Here is a 14,297-nt window from a genome sequence, read left to right on the forward strand (position 1 = left end):
CTCTACTTACTGATTTCATTCATATCTATTAACTTGTTCAGCCACCCTTTCATAACTATCGCAGGGGAATGAGATACAACAATAATCTGTGAGTCAGGGTGGATTGCTGTCAGGGAGCTAATAAGCTTCTCTTGCCAGCTCAGATGCATTGAGATTTCAGGTTCGTCTAGAACAATAATTGATGGTTTGTTTGTACTATTCAGAACTCGAAGAAAAATCAAAAGTAATTGTTTCTCACCTGATGATAATTCGTCACTCTGAATTAGTTTATTTTGGTAAAATATCTGAATGTTACCATCATCGCCAATAACAACTTCTTTAGATTCAGGTGAAAGAAGTTTATTTATTTCAACAACAAACCTATTTACATTGGCTAAGTTAATATCTCTGATGTTAGTTAGGTTTCTGTCTTTAGTTAATGACAGAGTGTATTCTCTAGATGACTGATTAGTAAGCCTAAGTATTAGATTACTTAACTTACTAATTTCTTTCCTAATCATAACATCTAGCTGAGAATAAGCTTGACCGCCATATTCGTCTTGTTCTTCTTTAGACAGCATTAGCATGTCGAAAGTAGATATGAACTCCAAGTTAACGTTTTCAAGAAGCTTGTTGACTTGTTTGTCAGTATTTGGATCAAAAGCGAGAAAGTCAGCTTTCCCAGACAAAAATGACTTATGTAATTGAGCTGAATTTACATTCGACGTCATTGTTTCGAGCGTTGCTTGTAGTTTTTCTAGTTCATCTGTTGAGAATTGATTATTTTCATTCTGAAGAGCATTGGTAATTGCTTGGAGCATTAAGGATTCGTGTTCTTTACCATTTTCAACTTTACTTGAAGCGCTCATCCCATTGTTTAAGGTAACCTTAACCGATTTAAACTTGTTGTTAAAAGCAGAACGCTTAGCTTCATAATCTGACGCATTTAATGCCAAATCTACTAAGTTCAATAGAGTGGATTTACCTGAGCCGTTTTTACCTACTAAAACATTGATATCGCCTAAACACCATTCGATGTCTCGTCTTGTAAGTAAACCTTCTACTTCAATTTTTTTAATGAAGAATGGAAAACGTTCTGCCCAGTTTTGATTTTTTTTCATCTCAATCTCTTTTCAAAGCGTACTATTTGCTTTAGTGAATTGAATATATCACTTGTTACTGAAAAAGATAAGATATTGGTCATACTCACTAGTGTGTAAGCTTTTTTGTTGTGCAGTTTGTCCATTTATCCCCTGTGATTAGTAGAAAATTTCCAGTTAAACATTGGCTAAACAAGAGCTGATAGGTTGGTCGAATTTATCCCCGTGATACAACACGGGGATTCACAATTAACAGCATTAGAAGAATGGATAACTTTTAGTAAGGCAAAACCCAATTAACAGGATATGAATGAGTAAAAGTTCTAACAAGAAATGGGGCAGAAACAAGTTAGGACACTAAAAATTAAGCCTGTGATGACTCATATTATGCGTGTGAAAAGACTTTCGTTTAGTTAAATATAACAATGCAATTTGGTTACAAACCAACAGTGATAAATAAACGATGAAGGTTTTATACTGCAAAAATAAAAAAGCAGAGCACATAGGCTCTGCTTTTATATTATCTGTCGAATACGCGGTTATTTAACTTTAACTGCCCAGCCACATTGCTGTGGATAGATACGACGAATAATTGTCTTATTTCGCTTTTTCAATAGGATGTGGCAGGTTTCAATTAATAAACCAAATGCCATCGCAAAATACACATATCCTTTATTCAAATGAATCGCAAAACCTTCAGCCATTAACATACCACCTAACATTACTAAGAATAGTAGTGCTAATGTTTTCAAGCCCGGATAGCGCAATACATAATCGTTGATCTTCTCAGCACACAGTACCATCACAACTGCTGACGCTAAAATTGCAGCAACCATCAGTGGGACTTCACTTGTCATACCTACCGCTGTGATCACAGAGTCCATAGAGAACACCGCATCCACCGCTACGATTTGCAGCAAGACTAAAGCAATACCTGCTCGTACTTTGCTGGCTTCTTGGTGATGAGCACCAGAGAAACACATCCACAATTCTTTTAAGCTTTTCGCTAATAAGAATGCACCACCACCAATCATGATCAAATCACGACCAGAGAACGGAGAATCAGCAATAGAGAATAACGGTTGAGTTAATGACATTACCCAACTGATTGAGAACACAAGACCAATACGCGCAGCAACTGCTAGTGCAATACCTAGGTTACGGGCTAATTTGCGTTGATGTTCTGGTAATCGCTCACATAGCACTGAAATAAATACAATATTATCGACACCTAATACCACTTCTAAGGCAAATAAGGTCGCAAATATCATCATTGCTTCAGGTTGAAGGAAAAGATCTAGCATTGAATAGACTCCTTAACAAAGGAGTTTAGGAAAAGAGAACAACTCGTGGGGTCGTCCATATGTATTTTATACCTCTTAAAATTAAAGTCGCGCTATTCAACCACAACCATTGCGAATAACAATTGAGATATTGTAACAACATGTAAGCGACGCCTACCGTATAACTCATCCAGAGTGGCGATTAATGGTAGTAGTAAAATACACGGTAAAATAATCTTGAATTCTTCCTCTCAAAATGGAAACTCTATATTTTACTTTTTGTTAAATATAGAGCGATAATGAAACATAATTTCTGGTTATTAATTGCATTTGTAAGCATTTTTTCAACATCTACTCAGGCCAAGTTCTCGTCGACACGCTACATTCAGTGAGTAATGGCTTAGCGGCAAAACAGTATTTAACAGCCGAAACGTCAGCTCACAGAAAGAAAAGAGAACCGAGAGCGCCTCAAAAAGGGATGGAACAACATCAAAGATGATGACGATGAAGAAAACTACTGGAATAACTATCTCGCTCAACAAGCACGTGAACGTAAACAACGTGCAGAACAACATAAATTTGTCGATAATTTAACGTCTGATCTTAATAAAGCTATCCGTGATGCCGCCAATACCCATTAATCACGGAAATATGTGGTAAGGATAACCATGAAAAAAGCATTGCTCATTATTACAACCTGTTTACTTGCCGCTGGGTGTTCATCAAACCAAGTTGAATGTCTCTATAACTGCAAGCCCACTTATCCCAATCATAGCGGGAATATAAGCACTGGTAATGTGAATAATGAGCAAGCCATGCAGGCCTTATTGGCTTATCTTGGTGTGCAAGTGAAAAAGCAATGGGGCGATGACGAATACCTGCAAGCAGGAAAACACCGTTATGTGAAATACTTTGATGGTTATCGTACACGTGCGCACATTGATTTTGATAACGGGAAAATTTACGTTTCAACTGTTGCTCAATACGCCCCCGAAGCCACACTGAAAAAAGCGATTGAAGAAACCTTGCTGATGCCAGCCGATCCTTCTCAAGTGGATTTATTCAGTGACAAATCGATTCCCCTTAACGGTAAGCCTTTCTTACTGGGGCAAGTTAAAGATCATGATAACCAAGATATTCAATGGCCTTGGCGCGCTGGGCGTTTTGCTGATTATCTGATTGAAAATAAGCTGCACACCAAGCCACTCAAACGAGGCACAGCTTACTATGTTGAAATAGATATGGTGAGCGATCACCTTGAGCAACGTGAATACCAATATGCGGATTTAATTAAGCGAGCTTCTCGCCAATACGGTATTTCAGAAGATCTTATCTATGCGGTGGTAAAAACTGAAAGTAGTTTTAACCCGTTTGCTGTCAGCCACGCAGGGGCTTACGGTTTAATGCAAGTGATCCCGAAAACAGCGGGGGCGGATGTATTTAAACTGGTGAAGAACAAACCGGGGATACCAACCAAAGACTACCTGTTTGATCCGGCTAACAACATTGATACGGGGACCGCTTATTTGCACATTTTACAAACCCGCTATTTAAGGGATGTGCAAAATCCTACCACTAAGCATTACAGTATGATTTCCGCTTATAACAGTGGTGCAGGTGGCGTGTTATCAACCTTTGATTCCGATAGACAACGAGCCATGGATAAGCTCAATCAACTGCAACCCAATCAAGCCTATTGGGCGCTCACAAATAAGCACCCAAAACTTGAAGCGCGCCGATACTTAGAAAAAGTGCTGAACTTCCAAAAAGAATTTCAAAATTTATAACCGCCTATAGCACTAACAAAGCCCTATCATCGACCATCGAGATAGGGCTTTGTGTTTTGTATCGTTAGGCTTGGATGGCTTGGCGAGTAAATCCGTTATTTTTCGCTAATAAGTCTGCGGCTGTTTTAGCATCAACACCAGCTAAGATCATCACAATCGCGGTTTTACAATGACCATTACAGGCGGTTAATGCGCGTTCAGCTTCATCACGGCTACATTCGGTTGCTTGCATCACAATGTTTTTCTGGCGTTCAACCAGCTTAGCGTTGGTTGCTTCCACATCCACCATTAAGTTGCCATACACTTTACCAACCCGGATCATCGCCCCTGTTGTCAGCATATTTAACACTAACTTTTGCGCTGTGCCTGCTTTCATACGTGATGATCCCGTTACAACTTCTGCCCCAACCACAGGTGTGATAGCTACATCTGCCAGTACAGCCATTGGGCTTTGTGGGTTACAACTAATAGACGCGACCATCGCATTTTGTGATTTGGCATATTCCATCGCACCAAGCACATAAGGAGTACGTCCACTGGCTGCAATGCCCACTAACACATCTTTTGAATTAAAGTTCAGATCAATCAGATCTTGTGCGCCCATTTCACGATTGTCTTCTGCGTTTTCTACCGCTTTTAAAATCGCTTTATGTCCACCAGCAATTAAGCCAACAACCTGCTCTGGCTTGCTACCATAGGTTGGCGGACACTCACTGGCATCTAAAATACCTAATCGACCGGATGTACCTGCACCTACGTAAATTAAACGTCCACCTTGTTGAAAAGCTGCTGCAATAGCATCAACGACAATGGCGATTTCAGGTAATACTTGTTCAACCGCTAACGCGACTTTTTTATCTTCATTGTTGATCACCTTTAGCATCTCAACCGTGGATAACATATCGATATTTTGGCTTGCCGTATTGCGACTTTCTGTGACGAGTTGGGTCAGATCAATCTTCAAGGTTTTCATCCTAGTTTTATTCGTTCTTTATTCATCATATTCAACAAGCGTATCAGGCTCTAGATTCTTGTTCGCGATTAACATAACGCTGTAAATATCACGGTAACTCAGTGTTTTTCAGGCTATTATCAAGACAAATGCTCGAACTGTTATGACTATGACTGCACTTGATAAAATCGCCAACCTACAATCACAATTCTCCCCTAATGGTCAAAAGATTGCGACCTTGGTTTTAGCACAACCTGAATTAGTGGTTTCACTGTCATCACAAGAGCTTGCGAAAGCGGCCAATGTTAGTCAATCGAGTATTGTAAAATTCACTCAGCGTATTGGTTTTAAAGGATTTCCTGCCTTTAAAATGGCGATCAGTGAAGAATTAGCAAGGCACAATACCATCGGCGGTAATGTGCTAAATCAATTATCGACTCAACCAGAGCCCAATAACACGCTTGCGAGTAGCTTAAGTAAAATGGCGCAACAAAAAGCCAATGCCATTATTGATACAACCAAAGCGATTGATACTCAATTACTGACCGATATTGCAGCACGGTTAAGCCAAGCCCAACGGATTCAACTCGTCGGGCTGGGAGCAAATGCCATTATTACCCGTGATTTTAATGATAAATTGCTAGCCTTAGGTTTACCTGTTATTCACAGTAAAGATCATGCATTGCAAAGTACCATCGCCAACACACTAACAGAGCAAGACGTGCTTTTTGTGATCAGCAATAATAGTGAACAACCTATTTTACAACTTACAGCCCATGCCGCTAAGCTTCATGGCGCTGGCATTATTGTCATAAGCACACCCGACGATTTACTGCTTAATTCCCTTGCTGACATGAAGCTCAATATAATTTGTGAACCACCACTGCATAGCATTGCGAATCAGCATTTCAATTTACACCTTGCAGCACAACAAACGCTGACCGACATCATTTGCATTGCCTTACAACAAGAGCTAAATCGCTGAATTTATTTTTTGTTACCTCTAACGGCGTAATATAAGGGAACCCTATTTTTGCTATACTGTCTGACTATATTATTTGGGCAGTATATCTTTGCCAGCAATCTGCAATGCCGATTAATTATCGCTTTTTCGCAAGATGCCAGCATGCTGCACGCCTTCATTAGAGAAAATCTGACCAATTATGACGCAATCACACATTCCAGCTGAGACGGACTCATCCTCTGAAAAACAGGATAATCCGGTTCAGCCACCAAAGAAAAACAAACTAAAACAAGTGGCAAAGTGGACTTCTATTGCCATACTCACCCCTATCATTGCCGCAACTGGGGTACTCGCTTATGGGGTTAAGATCGATTTAGCTAACCACCGGCATGATATCAACCAATGGTTAAGTTCTACTTTAGATCGTGAAACAACCATTGGTGGTGACATGTCACTGACCCTATCATTTAGCCCTGAAATTGAGTTAAGCGATGTCACCGTTGCCAATACTAAAGCAATGAAATGGGAGCCGATGCTGAAATCAGGCTACATTGGTGCAAAAATTTCTGTTTTGCCTCTTTTATCTCATACCCTAAAGATTGACTATCTGGATCTCAAAGATATTTCATTACACCTATCAAAAGATAATCAAGGGAAAGCGAACTGGGTGTTTGCCGAGCAAACCAGTGAAAAACCGAAAGAAACCACTCAATCAACACCGTTTAAACTGGCACTGAGCAATAATATTCGAGCGGAAAAAGTATCGGTTGATTATTTAGATCAACATACCGGACAGTATGCCAACGTATATTTAGATCAATTATCGTTAACCAAACCGAATAAATGGCTATTACAAGCGAAAGGTAATGCCATGGGGAATGAATATGATGTTTCACTGGCCGGTGATTTAGAATCCCTGGTCAATGAGCAGCAAGGTAAATTAGACGCAACAGGCAGCTTTGCTGGGGCGAAACTCAATATTGATGCAGATATTCATCCATTCCACAGTAGTACGCCGTCAACAGCCAACGTAAAACTTGATTGGGTTGATACCGCGCAGCTTGAATCCCTGCTTGATATTGATTTGCGTCATGCTGCACCAATGTCATTAACAACCCAAATTACGGCGTCTAGCAAAGGCATTTCATTGGCTGATATCGCGCTAACGAGCCCTATCACGTCTGCTAAAGGTTTCCTTGATATTTCATTGGCTCAAAACGCCAAAGATCTTAATCATATTAACGGTAAGCTAAATATTCCGTTAATCGATCTGCGTCCATGGTTACAACCCCAGCCTCCGGTTATGTACGGTGTCGGTTATGCAGCGGCAGCCCCTCAACAATCGCCCCTACAAAAAGCGCTAGATCAATGGCTGGTTAAAACAGAAACCCACCTTGATCTATCCGTTGATGAGATCAAAGGCTTAGGTACACCTGTTAATAATATCTCGCTTAAAGTGGAAGGCGATAAAGGTAAACTTCACGCCCCAATGACTGCCAATATTGCCGATGTGCCATTTCGTGGCACGGCTGATATTGATGCTACCCAATGGACATCAACCGTTGATGTGAAATTAGGCGCTAAAGACTCCCAATTAGGTGAAATGGCAGGTTGGATCTCAGGGATCCCACATGCCAAAGGGCATCTTGATAAGGCTCAACTACAACTGACGACTCAAGGCACTAAACTTCAAGACTGGATTGATAATAGCCAGCTCTCGCTGAATATTGATAAAGCGCATATTGATTGGGGTGCCAAAGCCTCTTTTGCCATTGATAAAGCAGCACTAACCTCTGGTATGGAGCAACCCTTTAGCTCTGACATCCAAGGTAAGATCATGGATATCCCCGTTAAGATCACAGCTAAAGCAGGCACACTATCCGATATTATTAACCACCGTAATTGGATGCCATCACTGCACTTTTCCAGCCCTGTTGTTGACATAAAAGCACAAGGCGAATTTGTAAAAACTAATTGGCAAAAAGGCAGTTGGTTAAACCTAACCGTACACAGCAAGGATGTAGGCAAACTAAGCCCATGGCTGGGTACACGTGCATCGATGCATGGCAAAATCGATTTCAAAGGAAAACTCACCAATACCGGTGATTGGCTAACATTAAATATCCCCACGATGGCGTTAATGCAAAGCCAAGGTAAGGTCGATTTTAAATGGAAGCAAAATACTAAAACGCCATTTTTAACCCTTAATGCGCAATTTAATACCCTAAATTTCAATCAGCTAGGGCAATTTGTTGATCGTAAAAAAGTACCAACCGTTGAGCAAACAGTGCCAACTCAAGGTGTCAATCTTGATATGCCGTTACTTAGCAATAAAGTCGTGATTGCCGATGCTGATGTCAAACTTGGCATCAATAAAATGCTGTGGGCAAATCAACAAATTGATGACACCCAATTTAGTGGTCAATTACGTGACGGTAAATTAAAACCCGCCCCTTTTAGTGCTCGCTATGCGGGAAGTTTGTATCAAGGTGATATTTCACTGGATATCAATAATAACGCTATCCAATCTCAACTCCATCTAGGGGTAGATAAGCCGAATGTTGGTCAAATCTTAAAACAGTTCAATGTGACCAATGATCTTGGTATGACACTCGACAGCGCTAAATTATCTTTGTCGTTATCAGGTCGTACTGTGCTTGAATTAATGGAACAGGCTAAAGTCGAAGCACAATTAAACGGCGGTAAACTGCGTGTTGCAGATACTTACACAGGCAAAGCCTTTAATGTCGCACTTCGTCAGGGTAAGTTTATTACAGGTCCCGATACCGCAACTCACTTGACTATTTCAGGCCAAGCTGCAAATAAGCCCGTTAACATTGAGATTGATTCTGTATCACTGAAACAAGCCAATGATGGGCGTAAATCGGTGCCTGTTACCTTAACGGCTAATGTGGGTGATATTGCACTTAATGCAGAATCGAATGTATCGCTACCGATTAATCCACAAAAGTTAAATTTAACCTTTAAGGCAACAACGCCTAACTTAGATCGCTTTAATGCGTTTACCGGTCTTGAGCTGCCACCGTATGGCCCTGTGACGGTTGCCGCATCCCTTTCCACTGATAAAGTCGGCTACCATTTGCGTAATATGCTGGTTCAGGTTGGGAGCAGTAAATTACAAGGTAACGGTGATTTCTTACCCCCAATGAAAGGCCAAGATCGCCCTACCGTATCATTAGATCTTCGCGCGCCGTTCATTCAAATTAACGATTTTAAAGTTAAAAATTGGCAAGCATGGCTACCTAAAGACAGCAAAGAGAATACAACACCAGCAAAAACAGTCGATAAACCCGTACCTGTTCTTAGCCCTGAAGGTTTAAATAAGCTGAATGCTAATTTCAAACTCAATGTAGGTGAAGTACGCTCAGGTAAAGACTGGTTAGGTGCCGGAAAATTAGACTGGACATTGCATAACGGTTTATTGAGTTTAAACCCGCTGCACATTAAATTACCGGGCGGAAATATTAATATTAAAGGCTCGGTTAAAGCACAAAAAGAGCTGTTTGATATCCATCTTGATGGATTAGTGAAGAACTTTGACTACGGTATTATTGCTCGTCGAATCGATCCAAAAACCGATATGAACGGTAAGATCAGCTTTGAATTTAATCTTAATAGTCTAGCCAATACTCCAGATAGCCTAATGAATAACGCTAACGGTTTTATCGGTTTTGCGGCTTGGCCTAAAGCCTTTCAAGCTAACTTAATTGATTTATGGGCGGTAAGTTTAGCCGATGCTGTATTACCCAAATTTGTGACTAAAGATCATTCCGTATTAAATTGCGTTGCCGGTGGCTTTAATGTCAAAAATGGCAACATGACGCAACGTGATTTATTGCTTGATACTTCCCGTATTCAAGTCCATGGTGCTTTTAATGCAAGTTATAAAAATCGTGATTTTAATCTGTATTTATCGCCAAAATCGAAAAAAGCTCAGATTTTCAGCTTACAAACACCGGTTGATGTTCATGGTACCTTTAATAAATTCCATTTTGATGTACCACTGTCCGCTATTATAAAAACATCAGTGCGCTTTACGACTAGCCCTGTAGTAGCACCATTGCAATGGCTATTTGAAAAGCCCATCGCAGCCAATGGTTCTGCTGAATGTGAACGCATTTGGCAAGGTAAGTAATCATCAAAACTAAAAAGACCCAGATAACTGGGTCTTTTTTTACTCACTACGCCACCATTTTATTTATCGCCTAAATATTTGCTTTTATAGGTTGAGGCTTTAGCAAAGATAAAAAGAGGAAACAGAATCAAGACCAATCCTAGCGAGTATTCAATCTTACTATTTTCGAGTAATTGATAAGTGCATAAAATAATAATTGAAAAGACAAATAAAATGTTAACTTTATGTATCAATGGATACTTTTTAGATAAGTAAGCATAAGCGCGGATCATGAAAAACTCGATAATATTTGTCGTCAGTAAGATAATTTGATTATAAAAAATTGCTTTTTTAAAAATAAGTAATAGATGGATTTTATTCCTGCTAACAGTCAAAACGACGATTTCCATTCAAAATCAGCGTCACAAATCAATCACTACAGATGATAGTTCGTTATTTTTTGGCGTTTTTTTTCACGTAAATAGTAACTAAAAAAACTTTTGCCCTATCGACAATTCCGTTCAAAAAATAAACATTTATATAAAATACATCTTATGAGCTAATTTGTTGTTCTAGATTAAGCCTTAACGATCTCTATTTTGTTGTAATAAAGACAACAGATAATCAAAACGACATATAGATATTCTATTTATGCAATCAAATATCGACGCTGCACTGCTGAATATTGCCCTTAACCTCAGTACTCGACTGGCCAGTGATCATCATTACCAATCTTTAATTGATGGTGTAGAACAAGTCTTTCCTTGTGATGCTTGCGCTCTATTTGTTCTTGATCAACAAGGTTTTCTTACCCCTGTCGCCGTTAAAGGGTTATCGTCTGCCGTATTAGGGCGACGGTTTTTACCAAGCTCTCACCCTCGCTTAGCTAAAATTATGGCGAGTAAAACACCTGTACGCTTTGACGCTGATTCGCCCCTTCCCGATCCGTTTGATGGCTTATTAATTAATGTTGATACAGAAATAAACGTTCACGACTGCTTAGGGTGTAGTTTGTATGTTGATGAACAATTAGTGGGGGTTTTGAGCTTAGATTCTTTGGCGGTGGGTGCATTTGATGATATCGATAACCTTGCGATAGAAACATTTGCAGCTCTTGCTGCTGCTACTGTCCGTAATATTGCCCAATTCAATGCGCTGAAATTACAGAATAAAAAACAAAAGTCACTCAATGAAACCTTGATCCAACAAGCACGATCTCAACACAATGAGATGATTGGATTTAGCTCCGAGATGAATGCACTCAAAACCAATATATCAACGGTTGCCCAATCCAATTATGCTGTGTTGATCAGTGGTGAAACAGGTACGGGTAAAGAGCTTGTCGCACACGCTATTCATGCTCAGTCCCATCGTGCAGATAAAGCTATGATCTATGTAAATTGTGCCGCACTACCAGAAAACCTCGCAGAGAGTGAGTTATTTGGACATGTCAAAGGCGCATTTACAGGCGCGAATAGCCATCGAGCCGGCAAATTTGAACTTGCTGACAGTGGTACCCTTTTTTTAGATGAAATAGGTGAATTACCACTGTCGCTACAAGCAAAATTACTTCGCGTATTACAGCAAGGTGACGTACAACGTGTCGGGAGTGATCGTCATCATCATGTTGATGTTCGCATTATTGCCGCTACTAATCGTCATTTAGAGCAGGAAATAGAAAACGGTAATTTTAGAGCCGATTTGTACCATCGTCTTAATGTCTTCCCAATATTTGTCCCACCACTGCGCCAGCGACTGAGCGACATTCCTGTGCTTGCAGGCTATTTATTAGAAAAAGTACGCCAACAATTTAATGTACCCAATCTCCATATTCACCCTAAAACACTTGCTCTACTTGAGAAGCAATTATGGCCGGGTAATATTCGAGAATTAGAACACAGCTTAACGCGTGCGGCATTACGAGCAATTCAACATGGTGAGCAAACAATCACAGAGCACTATTTTGATAACGCCGCCACAATCGATGATGTAAAAAACACATCATCACTTTTCCCACAACAATCACAACCGATGCGTGAATTGGTTGAAGATTATCAAAAGCATTTGATCAGCCATAGTTATAACAAAATGGATAAAAACTGGTCAAAAACCGCGCAATTCTTGCAAATGGATCGTGGCAATCTTTACCGGATGGGTAAAAAATTTAATATCCATTAATCAGACCTAATGTTTTCTGATGTAATAATAACAACAGTGAACGATGTTTTTATTACATCAACATCTAAATAATATTTAATTTTTCATTAAAAATCAGCACCTTAATAATGGCACGGTTAGTGCTATCAGTATTAGTAATACGACAATCTTGTCATTTATAACTATATAAACTAATGCTGGAGATTTTCCATGTTCTGTATTCAATGTGAACAAACGATTCAAACCTCACAGGTAAAAGGCTGCGCATTTGCTGCTGGTATGTGTGGTAAAACAGCAGAAGTTTCAGATCTACAAGATGTACTTGTTTATACCCTACAGGGGGTATCTTATTGGGCAGAGTTGGCTAAACGTTTTGACATTATTAATGATGAAATTAATCAATGGGCACCACGTGCATTTTTCGCCACACTAACGAATGTTAACTTTGATCCTGCCCGTGTCATTGAACTTGCAGAGCAAGCGCAAAGTTATAAGGCTCAATTAAAAGATCTTGTTATCACAGCTTCAACATTACAAGCAGAAGCTTTACCTGTATTACCCGCTGTTGCTCAATTTGAATTACCACTATCAGCGGCTGAAATTCTGGCTATTGCTCCGCAAGTTGCCGTTAACCGTGGTCACGATACCCTACATGAAGATGTGATTGGCCTACGTTTATTATGCTTGTATGGCTTAAAAGGTGCAGCGGCATATTTAGAGCATGCACGTGTTTTAGGGCAAACCAATGATGATGTTTACGCAGAATACCATCAAATCATGGCGTGGTTAGGTACAGATCCTACCGATCTTAATCAATTATTAGATTGTTCAATGCGTATTGGCTTGATGAATTACACCATAATGGAAATGCTCGATACCGGCGAGACAACAACTTTTGGTCACCCTGAGCCAACACAAGTAAACGTAAAACCTGTACAAGGTAAATGCATTTTAGTTTCTGGTCATGATTTACATGATTTAGAAAAAATCCTTCAGCAAACAGAAGGTAAAGGTATTAACGTTTATACAAACGGCGAAATGCTACCTGCTCATAGTTACCCAGAACTAAAAAAGTATCCGCATTTAGTCGGTAACTTCGGTAGTGCTTGGCAAAATCAACAAAAAGAGTTTGCCAACTTCCCTGGTGCTATTGTGATGACGTCAAACTGCTTACTTAACCCTAATGTCGGTCAATATGCTGATCGTTTATTTACCCGTAGTATTGTTGGCTGGCCTGGCGTTGAACATATTGACGGTGATGATTTTAGCCAAGCGATTGATTGTGCACTCGCATTAGAAGGTTTCAAACATAATGAAATCGAACATATGATCACGATTGGTTTTGGCCGCAATGCGCTTATGAGTGCAGCACCTGCTGTAATTGATGAAGTAAAAAAAGGTAATATTAGTCACTTTTTCCTTGTTGGTGGTTGTGACGGCGATAAGTCGGAACGCAGTTACTACACCGATTTTACTGCTCAAGCGCCTGAAGACTCGGTAATTCTAACGCTTGCATGTGGCAAATACCGCTTTAATAAAAACCAATTTGGTAACATTAATGGTATTCCTCGCCTACTTGATGTTGGCCAATGCAATGATGCGTATTCTGCTATTCAACTTGCTTTGGCATTGGCTAAAGAGTTTGACTGTGGCATCAATGAGCTACCACTCACTCTGGTATTGTCTTGGTTTGAACAAAAAGCCATTGTGATTTTACTAACGCTATTTGCGCTAGGTGTTAAAGGCATTTATACCGGCCCAACCGCCCCTGCCTTTTTGACCGATAACCTACTTGCAATTATCCAAGATAAATTTGATATGCGCCCAATCACAACCGTTGAAAACGATCTAAAAACAATCCTTAACGCGTAACATTTTTACCTCCCCCTCATTGATATAGATATCAATGAGGGGGCGTTTTTTATCTTATAAGAGCTTAT

Annotated in this window: 8 protein-coding genes; 5 read left to right on the forward strand and 3 right to left on the reverse strand. The window is 39.9% G+C overall.

The genetic code is table 11. The features are described 5' to 3' along the window. Positions 1-2: 2 nt before the first annotated feature. On the reverse strand, positions 3-1,100 hold the full coding sequence (locus C9J38_RS09005; protein ID WP_107206774.1) for an AAA family ATPase: 1,098 nt from the start codon (positions 1,098-1,100) through the stop codon (positions 3-5). 518 nt (positions 1,101-1,618) lie between these two features. After that, complete coding sequence (locus C9J38_RS09010) at positions 1,619-2,383, reverse strand: TerC family protein (RefSeq protein WP_045083054.1); 765 nt, start codon at positions 2,381-2,383, stop codon at positions 1,619-1,621. Between the two features lie 647 nt (positions 2,384-3,030). On the opposite strand from C9J38_RS09010, the gene mltC reads away from it, so the two are divergent. After that, positions 3,031-4,149, forward strand: coding sequence for a membrane-bound lytic murein transglycosylase MltC (mltC, locus tag C9J38_RS09020; protein ID WP_107206775.1), 1,119 nt, complete (start codon positions 3,031-3,033; stop codon positions 4,147-4,149). Positions 4,150-4,213: 64 nt separating this feature from the next. Here mltC and murQ read toward each other — a convergent pair whose 3' ends face one another. Then, the gene (gene murQ, locus C9J38_RS09025; protein ID WP_107206805.1) at positions 4,214-5,113 is read right to left on the reverse strand and encodes an N-acetylmuramic acid 6-phosphate etherase; all 900 of its coding nucleotides are present in this window, start codon (positions 5,111-5,113) and stop codon (positions 4,214-4,216) included. A gap of 151 nt (positions 5,114-5,264) precedes the next feature. On the opposite strand from murQ, the gene C9J38_RS09030 reads away from it, so the two are divergent. The 4 genes from C9J38_RS09030 (at position 5,265) to hcp (ending at position 14,229) form a co-directional block, all read left to right on the forward strand. After that, positions 5,265-6,086, forward strand: a complete 822-nt coding sequence (locus C9J38_RS09030) for a MurR/RpiR family transcriptional regulator (RefSeq protein WP_233217692.1) — start codon at positions 5,265-5,267, stop codon at positions 6,084-6,086. Positions 6,087-6,264: 178 nt separating this feature from the next. Beyond that, on the forward strand, positions 6,265-10,221 hold the full coding sequence (locus tag C9J38_RS09035) for an AsmA family protein (RefSeq protein ID WP_107206777.1): 3,957 nt from the start codon (positions 6,265-6,267) through the stop codon (positions 10,219-10,221). A 630-nt stretch (positions 10,222-10,851) separates the two neighbouring features. Beyond that, complete coding sequence (norR, locus tag C9J38_RS09045) at positions 10,852-12,378, forward strand: nitric oxide reductase transcriptional regulator NorR (RefSeq protein WP_107206778.1); 1,527 nt, start codon at positions 10,852-10,854, stop codon at positions 12,376-12,378. A gap of 189 nt (positions 12,379-12,567) precedes the next feature. Then, positions 12,568-14,229: a hydroxylamine reductase gene (hcp, locus tag C9J38_RS09050; RefSeq protein ID WP_107206779.1), complete on the forward strand. Its 1,662-nt coding sequence runs from the start codon at positions 12,568-12,570 to the stop codon at positions 14,227-14,229. Positions 14,230-14,297: the final 68 nt, after the last annotated feature.

Origin of the sequence: Photobacterium sp. GB-210, assembly GCF_003026075.1 — a bacterium.
Lineage (GTDB): Bacteria > Pseudomonadota > Gammaproteobacteria > Enterobacterales > Vibrionaceae > Photobacterium.